The sequence below is a fragment of the Micromonospora sp. LZ37 genome (assembly GCF_059359015.1).
Genome location: NZ_JCADBL010000003.1, coordinates 462,502 through 477,435, shown reverse-complemented (window position 1 = coordinate 477,435; position 14,934 = coordinate 462,502). Strand labels below are relative to the sequence as shown.

General features: G+C 72.0%; 15 protein-coding genes. 5 read left to right on the top strand and 10 right to left on the bottom strand.

All coding sequences use genetic code 11. From position 1 onward, the window contains the following. Positions 1–80: 80 nt before the first annotated feature. The 3 genes from AC5L3Z_RS09795 to AC5L3Z_RS09785 are packed head-to-tail and all read right to left on the bottom strand — an operon-like array spanning position 81 to position 1,639. On the bottom strand, positions 81–449 hold the full coding sequence (locus tag AC5L3Z_RS09795; RefSeq protein WP_494841213.1) for a DUF3037 domain-containing protein: 369 nt from the start codon (positions 447–449) through the stop codon (positions 81–83). Then, positions 446–1,201 carry a HipA family kinase gene (locus tag AC5L3Z_RS09790; RefSeq protein ID WP_494841212.1) on the bottom strand — a complete coding sequence of 252 codons (756 nt, stop codon included), beginning with the start codon at positions 1,199–1,201 and terminating at the stop codon, positions 446–448. The genes AC5L3Z_RS09795 and AC5L3Z_RS09790 overlap by 4 nt, the downstream gene beginning before the upstream one ends. Before the next feature lie 45 nt (positions 1,202–1,246). Then, a complete protein-coding gene (locus AC5L3Z_RS09785) occupies positions 1,247–1,639 on the bottom strand; it encodes a hypothetical protein (RefSeq protein WP_494841211.1) in 393 nt (130 codons plus the stop codon). A 174-nt stretch (positions 1,640–1,813) separates the two neighbouring features. Between AC5L3Z_RS09785 and AC5L3Z_RS09780 the strand changes: the two genes are divergently transcribed. Next, positions 1,814–2,536 (top strand): YsnF/AvaK domain-containing protein, encoded by a 723-nt coding sequence (locus tag AC5L3Z_RS09780; RefSeq protein ID WP_494841210.1) that lies wholly within the window; start codon positions 1,814–1,816, stop codon positions 2,534–2,536. Between the two features lie 204 nt (positions 2,537–2,740). Beyond that, complete coding sequence (locus AC5L3Z_RS09775) at positions 2,741–3,841, top strand: winged helix DNA-binding domain-containing protein (protein ID WP_494841209.1); 1,101 nt, start codon at positions 2,741–2,743, stop codon at positions 3,839–3,841. A 63-nt stretch (positions 3,842–3,904) separates the two neighbouring features. Here AC5L3Z_RS09775 and AC5L3Z_RS09770 read toward each other — a convergent pair whose 3' ends face one another. From AC5L3Z_RS09770 to AC5L3Z_RS09755, 4 genes are all read right to left on the bottom strand, one after another. Next, positions 3,905–5,110 (bottom strand): ABC transporter ATP-binding protein, encoded by a 1,206-nt coding sequence (locus AC5L3Z_RS09770; protein WP_494841208.1) that lies wholly within the window; start codon positions 5,108–5,110, stop codon positions 3,905–3,907. 9 nt (positions 5,111–5,119) lie between these two features. Then, complete coding sequence (locus tag AC5L3Z_RS09765; protein ID WP_494841206.1) at positions 5,120–5,953, bottom strand: carbohydrate ABC transporter permease; 834 nt, start codon at positions 5,951–5,953, stop codon at positions 5,120–5,122. A 1-nt stretch (position 5,954) separates the two neighbouring features. Next, entirely contained in the window at positions 5,955–6,953 is a 999-nt protein-coding gene (locus AC5L3Z_RS09760) for a carbohydrate ABC transporter permease (RefSeq protein ID WP_494841205.1), read from the bottom strand. Between the two features lie 64 nt (positions 6,954–7,017). Further along, positions 7,018–8,310, bottom strand: coding sequence for an ABC transporter substrate-binding protein (locus tag AC5L3Z_RS09755; RefSeq protein ID WP_494841203.1), 1,293 nt, complete (start codon positions 8,308–8,310; stop codon positions 7,018–7,020). 500 nt (positions 8,311–8,810) lie between these two features. Here AC5L3Z_RS09755 and AC5L3Z_RS09750 point away from each other — a divergent pair, with 500 nt between their 5' ends. From AC5L3Z_RS09750 to AC5L3Z_RS09740, 3 genes are all read left to right on the top strand, one after another. Then, positions 8,811–9,167: a VOC family protein gene (locus AC5L3Z_RS09750; RefSeq protein WP_494841202.1), complete on the top strand. Its 357-nt coding sequence runs from the start codon at positions 8,811–8,813 to the stop codon at positions 9,165–9,167. Between the two features lie 210 nt (positions 9,168–9,377). Beyond that, positions 9,378–9,809 (top strand): RusA family crossover junction endodeoxyribonuclease, encoded by a 432-nt coding sequence (locus AC5L3Z_RS09745; RefSeq protein WP_494841285.1) that lies wholly within the window; start codon positions 9,378–9,380, stop codon positions 9,807–9,809. Positions 9,810–9,856: 47 nt separating this feature from the next. After that, on the top strand, positions 9,857–10,129 hold the full coding sequence (locus AC5L3Z_RS09740) for a hypothetical protein (RefSeq protein ID WP_334523623.1): 273 nt from the start codon (positions 9,857–9,859) through the stop codon (positions 10,127–10,129). A 634-nt stretch (positions 10,130–10,763) separates the two neighbouring features. On the opposite strand, the gene AC5L3Z_RS09735 is transcribed toward AC5L3Z_RS09740, so the two are convergent. The 3 genes from AC5L3Z_RS09735 to AC5L3Z_RS09725 form a co-directional block, all read right to left on the bottom strand. After that, entirely contained in the window at positions 10,764–11,462 is a 699-nt protein-coding gene (locus AC5L3Z_RS09735; protein WP_494841200.1) for an HAD family hydrolase, read from the bottom strand. A 29-nt stretch (positions 11,463–11,491) separates the two neighbouring features. Continuing rightward, a complete protein-coding gene (locus AC5L3Z_RS09730; protein ID WP_494841199.1) occupies positions 11,492–12,118 on the bottom strand; it encodes a TetR-like C-terminal domain-containing protein in 627 nt (208 codons plus the stop codon). A 69-nt stretch (positions 12,119–12,187) separates the two neighbouring features. Beyond that, positions 12,188–14,896 (bottom strand): MGH1-like glycoside hydrolase domain-containing protein, encoded by a 2,709-nt coding sequence (locus tag AC5L3Z_RS09725; RefSeq protein WP_494841197.1) that lies wholly within the window; start codon positions 14,894–14,896, stop codon positions 12,188–12,190. Positions 14,897–14,934: the final 38 nt, after the last annotated feature.

The window sequence follows — 14,934 nt, the reverse complement described above, 5'->3', positions numbered from 1 at the left end:
AGCCGCCCCCGCGCCGGGCGCCTGAACGGGGGATCGCGCTCCGCCGGCAACGGCGCTGGCGTAGCGCGATCAGGGGACGCTCAGTGGACCAGGGTCGCCATCAGCCGGTCCAGCTCCGCCCCGGGATCGAGGGTCAGCCCGGTGTGCACCGGCCCCGCCTGGATCATGGTGCTGCGCGGCGCGGCCAGCCAGCGGAACCGCTCCCCCAGGCTCATCCGGCTCGCCGGACCGTCACCGCCGCAGGTGCGGCCCCAGGAGCCGAGCACCGTCGCCACCGCCTCCAGGTCCACGTCGGGTGCCAGCGCGCGGGCCCGCGCCGCGTCCAGATGGGTACGCGCGCCGAGGAAGTCCCGCTGCTGGCAGTAGAGCAGCACGCCGACGTTGATCAGCTCGCCGCGCTCGACCCGGGGCACCAGCCGGATCATCGCGTACTCGAAAGGGGTCCTCATGCCGCGCCCCCCGGCAGCCAGTCGGCGGAGCGGGTCACCCGGCGGGCCAGGTGGTCGACGTACGCGGCCCGGGCCGCGTCGGCGGAGGGGAAGTCCGGGCCGGCCAGCCAGACGTCCGGCACCAACGCGAGGACCTCGGTGAGCAGCTCCCGGGTGACCCGCGGCGACAGTTCGGCGTCGGCGGCCGGCAGGTCGCCGGCGTACGGGGCCAGCACGTGGTCGTCGGCCCGGTAGGCGCGCCCCACCGCCGCCTCGGCGCGCGGCCAGTTGTGGTGGAAGTAGAGCGTCGCCCCGTGGTCGATCAGCCAGAGCTCCCGGTGCCAGACGAGCAGGTTGGGGTTGCGCCAGCTCCGGTCCACGTTCTCGGTGTACGCGTCGAACCACAGCACCCGGGAGGCGAGCGCGGCGTCGACCGGGTGGGCCACCGGGTCGTAGCCCAGCGCGCCGGGCAGGAAGTCCATGCCCAGGTTCGCCCCGCCGCTGTTGCGCAGCAGCTCCTGCACCTCCTGGTCCGGCTCGGCCCGCCCGATCACCGGATCGATGCCGAGCACCACCAGCCGGGGTACGGCCAGCCCGAGCCGGCGGGCCAGCTCCCCGCTGACCACCTCCGCGACCAGCGCCTTGGGCCCCTGCCCGGCGCCGGAGAACTTCGCCACGTACGTGCCCAGGTCGTCGGCCTCCACCACGCCGGGCAGCGAGCCGCCCTCACGCAGCGGAGTGACGTACCGGATTCCGGTGACCTGGCGGAGCACGTCGCCCACCCTAGTCAGCGCTCGGCGGACGGCCCGCGCCGGGCGTCAGTTGTCGAGCTTGTCGCGCAGGTCGTCGACGCCCTGCTGGAGCCGGTTCACGGCGCCCTCGTTGTTGACGAAGGTGGAGATCCCCGCCGCGAGGGCCAGCCCGAGCAGCACGGCCAGCGCGCTGAGCACCAGGCCGCCGATGGCCACCCCGCGACCGGTCACCCCGGGCCGGCGGCTCATCTTGAGTCCCACAACGCCGAGGATGATGCCGATGATGCCGAGCAGCAGACCGATCCAGGCGAGGATCGCGGTCAGCACGCTCAGCAGGGCGGCCACCCCGAACACCAGGGCGAAGGTGGCCGCCGCGCTCGTCTTGGCGGCGGTGCCGGTCTGCACCGGCTGGACACCGGACCTGCCGGGGCCCCCAGCGGGCTCTCTGGACGCGGTCATTGCGTTACCTCGCATTCCTCGCGACGGTGGACGGCGTCGCATTCCCACTGTCCGGGGACCTATGCGTCGTCGCGGCGCTGTCCTGCACCCGTGCCGGGGCCCGGCGGCGGCCGGACGAATGCGCTCGGGCCCGTCGGGTATCCGCGTCGTGACCCGCAAGAGGAAGGACGAACCATGCGTATGACCGAGCAGCAGATCGCCGCTCTGTACGGGCAGGACGTCCAGGACCGGTCGGGCGCGAAGATCGGCAGCGTCGGCCAGATCTGGGCCGACGCCACTGGCGAACCCACCTGGGTCAGTGTCGCGACGGGAACCATGGGCCACCACGAGGCGATGGCTCCGCTCGCCGGAGCCGGCGTGCGCGAGGGCCGGCTCACGGTGCCGTACGACAAGTCGACCGTGCGGAGCGCCCCGAGTGTGGAGGCGGGTACCCAGCAGCCGCTCAGCAACGAGCAGCTCACCCAGCTCCAGCGGCACTACCGGCTCGAGCAGCAGGCGGGCCCGCCGCCGCGGACGTCCGGTGCGCCGGACCTCGTCCGCTCCGAGGAGCGGCTGCGAGTCGGCACCGAGAGCGAACCGGCCGGTGCGGCCCGGTTGCGCAAGCACGTCGTCACCGAGGACGTGCATACCACGGTGCCCGTCGAGCACGATGAGGTGAGCGTGGTGCGCGAACCGATCACCGCGGCGAACCGGGGTGACACCCGGGCGCGGATCGGCGAGGAGCAGCGCGAGGTGGAGCTGCGCGCCGAGCGGCCGGTGGTCGGCAAGGAGCAGGTCCCGGTGGAACGGGTGCGCCTGACCAAGGACGAGGTGGTCGAGGAGCAGCCGATCGACGCGGAGGTGCGTCGGGAGCGCGTCGACGCGGAGGTGCCGGAGCCGGCACGACGGCGACGCTGACACGGCAGCCACGGCGCTGACCGTGGACGCCGGGCGGGTGGGCGGCAGCCCCCCGCCCGGCGCTGTCGTCTCCGGGTACGTCGGGACTCGCCGGGGGGCCGCGACATCGTCTGCGCAGGTCGTCGGGGCGCACCAGCCGTCGTCTCCCGGAAATGTCCGAGCCTCGGCCTATGCTCACCGGCGTATCCGGGGGAGGGCGGCGGCATGACGGAGCTGACCGGCGCTGAGGCGCTGGCGTTGCGGATGACCAGCCTGCTGCTGCGGGCGCACCCGCGCGGCGGGCCGACGGACGTCGCCGGTGTGGTGGAGTGGTTCGGCGCGATGCAGGCGCAGGACGCGGCGAGCGGAATGTGGTCGCTGGGCGTCCGGCTGCCCGGGCGGACCCTCGCGGACGTGCGGGCCGCTCTGGAGCGCCGGGAGGTGCTGCGCACCTGGCCGATGCGGGGCACCGTGCACCTGGTGCCGGCCCGGGACGCCCACTGGATGCTGGCGGTGACCGGGGTCCGGGCGCTGGCCGGGGCGGCGGCCCGACGGGCCGCACTGGGGCTCAGCGAGGGCGACGCCGACCGGGCCGCCGACGTGCTCGGCGCGGCCCTGGCCGGGGGCGGGCGACTCACCCGTGCCGAGTGCCTGGCGGCCCTCACCGCCGCCGGCATCGACACCACCGGCCAACGCGGCTACCACCTGCTCTGGTACGCCAGCCAGCGCGGCGTCACCTGCATCGCCCCGCACGTCGGCACCGAACAGACCTTCGCCCTGCTCGACGAGTGGGCGCCCGAGCCGCACCGGCCGGACCGTGACGAGGCGCTGGGCATCCTGGCCCGGCGCTACTTCCGCGGCCACGGGCCGACCACCCGGCAGGACTTCGCCGGCTGGACGGGGCTGACCGCCGCCGACGCGAAGCGGGGCATTGCCGTCGCCGGCGCCGACCTGGCCGCGGTCGGAGTCGACGGCGTCGAGGCGTACCTCGATCCGGCCCTGCTGGACGCGCCCCGCTCTCCGCGCGACGACGTGTGGACGCTGCCCGGGTTCGACGAGTACCTGCTCGGTTTCAAGGACCGGGCGTTGATGCTCGACCCGGAGCACGGGCGGGCGGTCGTGCCCGGCGGCAACGGCGTCTTCCAGTCGACCGTGGTGCGCGGCGGCCGGGTGGTCGGCACCTGGAAGCGCACGATCGGCCGGACGGCCGTGACCGTGTCGGTGCGACCGCTGGTCCCGTTCGACGCCGACGTGCGGGCCGGGGTCGAGACGGCGCTGGGCGGGTACGCCCGGTTCCTCGGCCTGCCCCTTCGTCACTCCTGGTGACGCCGCCTACGAGTCGGGGCCGGTGGCGCACCGCCACCGGCCCCCGCTCTCGCCCGCGATGGTTCAGTCGGCGAGCGCGCCCTCGGCCCGGCCCTCGTGCAGGGTCAGGTTGCGCCCGCTGGACGGGTCGAACAGGTGGATCTTCTCCAGGTTGAACCAGACCCGCCGGTGCTGTCCCTCGGTCACCGGCGACTCCGCCGACAGGCGGGTGACCAGGTTGGCTCCGCCACCGGAGAAGTCGGCCCCGGCGTCGGCCGCCAGTTCCTCCAGCTCGGCGGCGCTGGCCCGCTCCCCCTCCACGCTGAAGTAGACGTACTTGTCGGAGCCCATCGACTCGACGATGTCCACCGGCGCCTCGAACTCCATGCCCCGGCGGCGGCTGTCGTCGTCGACCAGCTCGGCGTCCTCGAAGTGCTCGGGCCGGATGCCGAGGATCAGCTCGCGCGGGGCGTCGGCCCCGGCCAGCTGGCGGCGGACCCGCTCGCCCAGCGGCACGTCGCCCAACGCGGTACGGAGCTTGCCGTCCTCCACGGCCGCGTGCAGGAAGTTCATCGACGGCGAGCCGATGAAGCCGGCGACGAAGAGGTTGCGCGGGTGGTCGTAGAGCTCCTGCGGCGGGCCGACCTGCTGCACCGCGCCACCCCGCATGATCACCACGCGGTCGCCGAGGGTCATCGCCTCGGTCTGGTCGTGAGTGACGTAGACGGTGGTGGTGCCGAGCTGCTTCTGCAGCCGCGACACCACGGTCCGCATCTGCACCCGCAGCTTGGCGTCCAGGTTGGACAGCGGCTCGTCCATCAGGAACGCCTTGGGCTGCCGGACGATCGCGCGTCCCATCGCCACCCGCTGCCGCTGGCCGCCGGAGAGGTTGGCCGGCTTGCGGTCCAGCAGCGCGGTCAGCTCCAGGACCTTGGCCGCCTCGTCGACCTTCTGGTTGATGGTGTCCTTGTCCAGCTTCGCCAGCCGCAACGGGAAGGCCATGTTCTCCCGGACGGTCATGTTCGGGTAGAGCGCGTACGACTGGAACACCATCGCGATGTCCCGGTCCCGGGGAGCCTTGTCGTTGACCCGCTGCCCGGCGATGCGCAGCTCACCGGAGCTGATGTCCTCCAGCCCGGCGATCATGTTGAGGGTGGTGGACTTCCCGCAGCCGGAGGGGCCGACCAGGATGACGAACTCGCCGTCGGCGATCTCCAGATCGACGTCCTGCACCGCCATGGTCCCGTCCGGGAACCGCTTGCTCACCTTGTCCAGCACGATGTCAGCCATTGTTGTCACCTATCCCTTGACTGCGCCGGAGGTCAGGCCGGAGACGATGCGGCGCTGGAAGAAGAGCACGAACAGGATGATCGGAATGGTGATCACCACGGCGGCGGCGCAGATCGCCCCGGTGGGGTCCTCGAACTGCGACTCGCCGGTGAAGAACGACAGCGCCACCGGCACCGTGCGGGCCCGCTCGGTCGAGGTGAGCGTGATGGCGAAGAGGAAGTCGTTCCAGCAGAAGATGAAGACCAGGATCGCCGTGGTGAACAGGCCCGGCGCGGCGAGCGGGGCGATGACCCGCCGGAACGCCTGACCCTGGGTGGCACCGTCCATCTTCGCCGCCTTCTCCAGGTCCCACGGGATCTGCTTGAAGAACGCCGACAGCGTGTAGATCGCCAGCGGCAGGGCGAAGGTGATGTACGGCAGGATCAGCCCCGGCCAGGTGTCGAAGAGGCCGAGCTGCCGCTCGATCTCGAACAGCGGCGACACCAGCGACACCTGCGGGAACATCGCGATCAGCAGGGAGACCCCGACCAGCAGCCGCTTGCCGGGGAAGTCCAGCCGGGAGATCGCGTACGCGGCCATCGCCCCGAGCACCACCGCGATCAGCGTGGCGATCAGCGCGATGCCGATCGAGTTGACCAGGGCCCGGACGAACTGGTCGGTGTCGAAGATCGTCCGGTAGTTGTCCAGGGTCCACTCCTGGGGGATGAACTTCCCGTCGGTGATGGTGGCCGGGGTCTTGAACGACAGCGAGGCGATCCAGAGCACCGGGACGAGCGCGAAGACGACGACGACGACGTCCAGCAGGCCCCAGCGCAGCTTCGCCCGCGTGGTGGTTTCGGCCATGTCAGCGCCTCTCGGAGTCGTCGCTGCCGGGGGCAGCGGTGCCGAACAGCTTCACGAAGACGAAGGCGATGATCGCCACGGTGATGAAGATCAGCACCGACATCGTGGAGCCGATGCCGAGGTTGAGACCACGGATCAGGTTGTTGTAGGCGAGCATCGACACCGAGGAGGTCTCGTTGCCGCCGTTGGTGAGCACGAAGATGTTGTCGAAGACCCGGAACGCGTCGAGGGTGCGGAACAGCAGCGCCACCAGGATCGCCGGCTTCATCACCGGCAACATCACCTTGGTGAACCGCTGCCAGGCCGTCGCACCGTCGGTGGAGGCGGCCTTGAGCAGGTCCTCCGGCACCAGCGCCAGCCCCGCCATCAGCAGCAGCGCCATGAACGGGGTGGTCTTCCAGATCTCCGCCAGCATGATGATCGCCAGCGAGCTGGCCCGCTCGGTCAGCGGCGCGCTGCCGTCGAGGAGGTTGGCCAGGTAGCCGGTGCCGGGCGTCCAGGCGTACCGCCAGGAGAAGGCGGCCACCACCGTGACGATGCCGTACGGGATGAGCGCGGCGGTCCGGACGATGCCCCGGCCGACCAGCGTCCGGTGCATGATCAGCGCCAGGCCCATGCCGAGCACCAGCTCGATGGCGACGGTGACCACCGTGATGAGCATGGTGACCCCGAACGCCGTCCACCAGAACTCGTTGGTCAGCACGGTGACGTAGTTCTCCAGCCCGATGAACTCACGCTGGTCGGGGAAGCGCAGGTCGAAGCGCTGGAGGGACAACCAGATCGAGTAGAGGATCGGGTACGCCGTCACCAGCACCATGACCAGGGCCGCCGGGGCGCAGAGCAGCCAGCCCAGCTTCCGTTCGGCCTTCTTGTTCTCGCTCAGCGGGGCCCGGCTCCGGCCGGCCCGCTGGGCCGGCACGGCGGCGTGCCGCCCGGTCGACTTGGTCGCGGTCTCGTCGGCGCTGACGTCCGCGCCGGCGGGAGTGGCGTTGATGCTCATGCGGTCGCCTCCCGCTGCTGGGCGACGAGCGACGGCGTCACGCCGAGGCGGTGGATCCGGGCGGTCACGGCAGGACCCCCTTCGACTCGAGGGCGTCGGCGATGGCGTCCCGCAGCTCGTCGGCGGTCCGCTCCGGCTCGATCGCCGACGGCGGCGACAGGATCGCCGACATCACCGTGGAGATGCTCTGGTACGCCGGGGTCAGCGGACGGACCGCCGGGTCCTTGAGCTCCTCCAGGATGGTCTCCTTCATCGGGTACGCCTCGGCCATCTCCGGGTCGTCGTAGACCTTCTCGATGGTCGGCGGCACGCCGTCGTTGATCGCGGAGAACTTCTGGTTCTTCTCGTTGCGGATGCACTTCGCGGCCTCGAAGGACTCCGTCGGGTGCTCCGAGTAGGCGCTGACCGCCATGTTCACCCCGCCGATGGTGACCTTGCTCGGGGTGTTCGCGTCGACCCCGGGTATCCGGGCCCACTTGACCTTCTTGGCCAGCTCCGGGTCGGCCTCCTGCAACGCCGGGTAGACGAAGGGCCAGTTGACCTGGAAGGCGCCGGCGCCGGACTGGAACTCCAGCCGCACCGGGTCCTCCGTGGCGTTGCTGAACGACGCCGAGGTCACGCCCGACGTGGCGAACCGCTTGAGCTGGTCGAGGGCCTTGACGGTGCCGGCGTCCATCACGGCCTGCGTGCCGTCGTCGCTGAGGATCCGGCCGCCGGCGCTCTCGGCGAGGGTGTTGTAGAGGACGACCAGGCCCTCGTACTGCGCGCCCATGGTGAGCACCTGGTACGGCTTGCCCTGCTGCTTCAGCTGCTGGGCCGCGGAGATCATCTCGTCCCAGGTCCTCGGCGCCGCCGGGGTCAGGTCGGTGCGGTACCAGAGCAGCTGGACGTTGGTGTTCTTCGGCGCGGCGTAGAGCTTGTCCTCGTAGCGGGCGGTGTCCAGCGGGCCGGCGAGGGTGCCCTGCTCCACCTCGGCCCGGTCCTGGCCGGTCCACTCGCGGATCCAGTCGGCGCTGGCGAACTCCTGGGTCCAGGTGACGTCGAGACCGAGCACGTCCATTCCGGTGTCCTGCGCGGCCAGCCGGCGGACCATCTGCACCCGCTGCTCGTCGGCCTGCCGCGGCAGCACCCGATAGGCGATCCGGTAACGCCCCTGCGCCTGGGCGTTGCACTCGTCGACCACCTTCTGCAGGTTCTGCTCGGGCGGGTAGTACAGGTTGATCGTGGGCGTACCACCGGCTCCGCCGTCGGAGCCGCAGGCAGCCAGCGGAGCGACCAGCGCCAACGCGGCGGCGGCCGCACCGATCCGCATGCCCGGCCGGCGTCGATGTCGGGTCGCTCCGGGGTGTGTCGTCATCGCCCTCCCCCTTTCTTCGGCGAGAAACCGGGGAAAGGCCCGTGCCCCGGCGCACGGCGGAACGGCCCGGCATGGGGACGGTGGAATCGCGCCAACTCCGGGCGTTTCGTGCGCCCACAGTGCCCGACCCGCCACGCCGCGAAACCTCACCGTGACGCAGCACCCCAGCCGCCCCGAGACGGGAGGCGGACCACCCCACCGCGCCCGGTGCACCCGCACCGCTCGCCGCTCGCGGCCGCACCCGCGATGTGCGGCGAGTCGGGGTATCCCGCCCGAGCGAGACACCGACACGCCGCAATGCGCGTGGATCATGGCCGAGGCTGCGGCGCCTTGCGACGCACGGTGCGCGCTCACGTGCGCGCTCGCGGTTTGCGGCATGTCGGGGTGTCCCGGCCGCGCGAAGCCCCGACACGCCGCAAAACGTGCGGATCATGACGGGGGCGAGGCGCGCACCGCCTCAGGGGCGGCGGGATGCCGGGGGCGGCCGGCATGATGGCCGCATGATCGCGCGCTTCGAGGACCTCTGCATGGACGCCGCCGACCCGCGGGCCCTGGGAGACTTCTGGGCCCGGATCCTCGGCGGGGAGGTGGTCGACACCGGCGACGGCGACGTGCGGGTCGACCGGGGGCCGGGTGGGGCCGGGCCGGAGTCGATCTGGGTGAACCGGGTGCCCGAGCCGCGTACCGGCAAGACCCGCGTGCACCTGGACCTGCGTCTGGCCGGCGCCGACCCGGCGGCGCTGCTCGCCGCGGGGGCGCGGCTGGTCCGCGAGCCGGACTCGGAGATCAGCTGGTGGGTCCTCGCCGACCCGGAGTGCAACCAGTTCTGCGCCTTCGCCCCCCGCCCGGCGGCCTGAGCGGGGCCGTCCCAGGAGGTGGACGCGGCGGGCTGTCCTACGCCCGCCGCGTCGACTAGCGTCTGAGGGGCTCCCCGCCGGCGCGTCGCCGTCGAAGTCGATACGCCTCCGGCCGACCCCAGCCCGCCCGATCGGTTGGTTCTCGCGCGAACTCCCCTCTGCCGGATCGCCGGTTGGGCAGGATCGTCCCCAAGGAGGAGGTGCTCCGTGGTGCAGGACACCCGCGCTCTCGCCCTGACGTTCGAGGTGAGCGGCCTGCCACCGGTCAAGACCGAGGCGCTGTCCATCTTCGCCGCCGGGCATCGGCAGGCGACGAGGGTCCGTGCCCTGCTCCAGGCGGCCTGTACCGCGGCCCAGCGCACCGGCTGGACCCCGCTGTCCGGGCCGATCGAGGTCGACGTGACCCTGCGTTGCCCGCCGGGGCACCGCACCTCCGACGCCAGCACCCTGCTGGGCGGGGTGTGCGCGGTGCTCCAGGACAAGAAGCGGGTGGCCAACATCGGCCTGGCCCACCTCGGCGTGCTGGTCGACGTCGCGCTCTACGGCGACGATCGGCAGATCCGTCGACTGTCGTACGGGGAGGAGCCCGCGGAGGACTTCTCCTACCAGGTACGGGTGGCCGCCCTGCCGACCGTGGTTTGACCGACGCCCGTGGTGGGGTACCGCGGACGCCGACGAAGGGAGCGCCGATGTCGGAGCCACATGTCACGCTCGACCCGAGCGGGCTGGACCCTGTGCAGCAGAAGCTGCGCGGCCCGCTGGAGGACCAGCTGACCTCGGCCCTGCAGGCGGCCACCGATCGGATCCGCGCCAGCTACGCCGGCGAACCGGTCGAGCAGGTCTGCCAACGGCTGCTCGACGAGACCCGGTCCGGGTTGCACCCGGACATCGCCGCCGGCTTCAATCCGGACATGGACGAGTTCTGCCGGGTCGCGGTCGCGATCGTCCGCGAGGTCTCCTGAGATCGTGAGGCTGGTTCGCCTCATCGCCTCCGCGGTCCCGCCGGGCGGCCCGGAAAACAGCACCGGAACCGGTGCCGGAACCGGCACCGGAAATGACGGCTCAGGCATGTAACGAAAATGGCGCGGGAGACGCTTCACATCATTTGGAGATGAGGAACCGATCCGGCCGGCAATTTCGCTGGCCGGGTCAGGACCGGGTCCGCAACTCCCCGGTCCTGACCCCCAGCCGTCCGGGATGGCAGCGGAATTCGCCTGCGCGGGCACGGCGGGACGTGGCACGCCGCTCACGCCGGCCCAGCACGGCGAGCCGGCCCGCTTGCACTCAGCTCCACGGTGCCCCACCACCGGACTTCGGTGCGTTCCCGACTCACCCCGAAGAGCCGTGAACGCGCGCCCAGATTAGGCAGCCCGGCCGGAGTGGGACAAGCATTTCGGGGCCCGGCTGAATGTGATTCAAACCAATCATGAATTGCGGCATGTCCGCGTAACGCGCGCCGCCGCGACGGCGCTGTTCGTTGTCGAAACGGCTTCTCGCCCGAGGCTCGATCGACGGCCCGAGCCGTCGCCGGGTCCGGGCGCTCTCGGGCCGGGCACCGCCACGGGCACGCCCGCGACGTTACCCGCCCGGCGGCCCTCAGAAGTGCCGGAGCAGGTCGGTGAACTCCGTCAGGCGGAGCACGCCCTCGTCGTCCGGGTCGACGTCGTCGTGTTCGAGGATCCAGGTGTTGTCGTTGGGGATGAAGACGGCGCGCATCCCCACCGCCCGGGCCGGCAGGATGTCCGACTTCGGGGAGTTGCCGATCATCCAGGCGACGGCCGGGTCGAAGCCGTGCTCGCCGGCCAGCCAGCCGTAGGTGTCGGCGTCCTTCTCCGGCACGATGTGCGCGGCGCGGAAGTGGGGCAGCAGCCCGCAGGCGTCGAGCTTGCGCTGCTGCTCCTCGCGGTCGCCCTTGGTCAGCAGCAGCAGGTCGTACCGGCCGGCGAGGGTGGCCAGCGTCTGCGCCACCCCGGGCATCAGCTCGACCTGGTGGGCGACGAGGGCGGTGGCCAGCTCGTCGATCTCCCGGCGTTCCCGCTCGGTGGCCGGCCGCTCCCGCAGCCGCTCCAGGCACTCGCCGAGGCTGCGCAGGAAGACCTTGCTGCCGTACCCGTGGGCCACGGCGTTGGCCCGTTCGATGTCGTCCAGGACGGCCCGGATCTGCGCGCGGTCCAGGGTGGGGTGGTCCAGCCACTCCAGGAAGTCCTCGATCACCTGCTCGAAGACGACGTTGTTCTCCCAGAGCGTGTCGTCGGCGTCAAAGATGAGCACGCTGGTGTCCGTACGCTTCCCCATTGGTCCCTCCCGGTCTCGCTCGGGACACGCTACTGCGCGCCGGCGGCGAGATCATCCGGGTTGCGGCGGCTGCGGCGGCCGTCACCGCGCCGCGGGACCGGCCCGGCGAGCAGCCCGAGCGCGATCATCTCCTCCCGCTGCTCCTGCCGGTCCGGCCGCAGCCGCCCGCCCCGGGTCAGCATGACGACGCCGTGCAGCAGCGACCAGCCGACCTCGGCGAGGGTGTCCAGGTCACGGCCGTCGGCCAGCGGCACCAACGCGGCGCGCAGCTCGGCGAAGGCGGCCCGGGGCGCCCCCGGTTCCGGGTCACGGCCGAGGGTGAGGTCGGAGGTGTGGGCGAGCATGGCGTCGTACACCTGGGGGTTGGCGTAGGCGAAGTCCAGGTAGGTCGTCACCACGGCCGGCCAGGCGCCGCCGGCGCGGGCGGTGGCGAGCGCGGCGGCCAGGTCGGCGAAGCCGCGCAGCGCGACCGCGGACAGCAGCGCCGCCGGGTCCGGGAAGCGGCGGTACAGCAGCTCGATGTCGGTGCCGGTGCGTTCGGCCAGCCGGCGGTGGGTCACCGCCGCCCACCCCTCGGCCTCGGCCAACCGCCGGGCCGCGGCGACGACGCCGGCGGGCCCGGCCGGCTCGGCGTCTCCCTCGGCTGCTGACGACACCCCGTGGATGCTAGTGAACGTCACCTTCCGCATCCGGTCGATGACGGATTGGCGACTGCGCGGGCGGCGTCAGCGGCGCAGGGTGAGGATCAGGTCGGCGACCAGCGCCGTCCACCCGGTCTGGTGCCAGGCCCCGAGCCCGGCGCCGTTGTCGCCGTGGAAGTACTCCGGGAAGGAGATCAGGTCCCGCCAGTCCGGGTGGGTCTGGAAGAGCTGGGCGGCGCCGTAGATCGGCCGCCGGCCCCAGTCGTCCCGGGTGAACAGCGAGATCAACCGGGCCGAGAGGTCGTCGGCGATCTCGTCCAGGGTGCACTTGCGCCCGGAGCGGGTCGGGTACTCCACCTGGAGATCGTCACCGAAGAACGCGGCGTAGTCGCGCAGCGCGCTGATCAGCAGGAAGTTAGTCGGCATCCAGATCGGGCCACGCCAGTTGGAGTTGCCGCCGAAGAGGCCGCTGGTCGACTCGGCCGGCTCGTAGCCGACGCAGAACTCCTGCCCACCCAGGGTCACCGCGAACGGCTTGTCCAGGTGCGCCCGGGACAGGGTCCGCAGGCCGAAGTCGGAGAGGAACTCGTCGCTGTCGAGCATCCGGGCGAGCAACCGGACCACCTGCTCCGGCCCCACCATGGAGAGCAGCCGCTGCTGGCGGCCGTCCGGGCCGAGGCGGCGGGCGCCGATCACGTCGGCGTACTCGGGGCGGTGGGTGAGGAACCAGCGCAGCCGGGCTCCCAGCTCGGGCAGGCGTCGGAGGGTCTTCGCGGTGAGCCGGGTGGTGGCCGCCAGCGGCAGCAGCCCCACCACCGAGCGCACCTTCAGCGGCACCTGACTCCCGTCGGCCAGCCGCAGCACGTCGTAGAAGAAGGCGTCCTCGGCGTCCCAGAGCCCCTGCTCGTAGGCCGCCGCCGCGATGTACGCGAAGTGCTCGAAGAACTTGGTGGCGGTGTCGACGTAGGCGTGGTCGTGCTCGGCCAGCACGATCGCCATGTCGAGCATGTTGAGCGCGTACATCGCCATCCAGCCGGTGCCGTCGGACTGCTCCAGCACCCCCGCCACGGGCAGCGCGGCGGAACGGTCGAACGGGCCGACGTTGTCCAGTCCGAGGAAGCCGCCCTCGAAGACGTTGTTGCCGCCGGTGTCCTTGCGGTTGACCCACCAGGTGAAGTTGAGCAGCAGCTTGTGCATCACCCGGGCGAGGAACTGGTGGTCCCGGCTCCCGTCGATCTCGAAGACCTTCAGCGCCGCCCACGCGTGCACGGGCGGGTTCACGTCGCCGAACGCCCACTCGTACGCCGGGATCTGCCCGTTCGGGTGCAGGTACCACTCGCGCAGCAGCAGCAGGAGCTGGTCCTTGGCGAAGCCCGGGTCGACCCGGGCGATGCTCACGCAGTGGAAGGCCAGGTCCCAGGCCGCGTACCAGGGGTACTCCCAGGGGTCCGGCATGGAGATCACGTCGAAGCTGTTCATGTGCCACCAGGCGCTGTTGCGCCCGTGCCGCCGCCCGGCCGGCGGGGGCGTCGAGCCGGGATCGCCCTCCAGCCAGCGCTTGACGTCGAAGTGGTAGAACTGCTTGCCCCACATCAGCCCGGCGATCGCCTGCCGGGCGATCAGGGCCTCGTCCGCGCTGGCCGCCGGCGGGATGACCCCGGCGAAGAAGCGGTTCGCCTCGGCCCGCCGGGCCCACACCACCGCGTCGAACCCGGCGCCGAGGTCGGCCGGGGGTGGCGGCGGGGCGGCCGGCGGCGGGGCGGTGCGGGTCAGCCGCAGCCGGATCTGCCGCTGCCCGCCGGCCGGCACGTCGAGGACGTAGTGCAGCGCGCCCTTGGTCCCCTCCCGGTCCGGGTTGACGGTCGCCGCGCCGGCCACCACGTGGTCGTTGATGCCGTCCTTCGGGTACGGCGACCGCCCGGGCAGCCCCCAGAGCCGCTCGGCGTTGGTGTCGTTGTCGCAGAGCAGCGGGACCGGGGCGCCGTCGCCCTCCAGCAGGATCTGGCCGAGCACCCCGTGCTCACCGACCAGCCGGGAGCCCTCCCCCACCAGCCGGGGCACCCGGCCCGCGCCGGGGGGCCCCCAGGCCCAGGTGTTGCGGAACCACAGGTGCGGCAGCACGTGCAGGGTGGCCGCCTCGGCGGCCCGGTTGGCCACCGTCACCACCATGCACAGGTCGGTGGGGGACGCCTTGGCGTAGTCGACGGTCACCGCCCAGTACCGGTCGTCGTCGAAGATGCCGGTGTCGACCAGCTCGTACTCGGTCTCGTCCCGGCCGCGCAGGGCGTTGACGGCGACCAGCTCGTCGTACGGGAAGGCGGCCTGCGGGTAGTGGTAACGCCAGCGCATCCAGGAGTGGGTGGGGGTGGAGTCCTCGTACCACCAGTACTCCTTGACGTCCTCGCCGTGGTTGCCGCCGTCCCCGCCGAGGCCGAACATCCGCTCCTTGAGGATCGGATCCCTGCCGTTCCACAGCGCCAGGGCGAAGCAGAACGTCTGCCGGTCGTCGCAGACGCCCGCCATGCCGTCCTCGTTCCACCGGTAGGCTCTGGACCGCGCGTGGTCGTGGGGAAAGTAGTCCCAGGCCGTACCGTGTTCGCTGTAGTCCTCCCGGACCGTCCCCCATGCCCGCTCGGACAGATAGGGACCCCATGCGCGCCAGTCCTGCTCCCCGGCGTCGGCCTGGGCCAGCCGGAGCCGTTCGGCGTCGGGAGACGGTGCGTCGGAGGGCGATCTGTCGGTGAACACGTGCACATCTTCGACGCCGCCGGGGTACTTGACCACAGCGCCCATTGTCGTCGTGGCGTGTTCCACCCCGCGGCCGCAGGAGG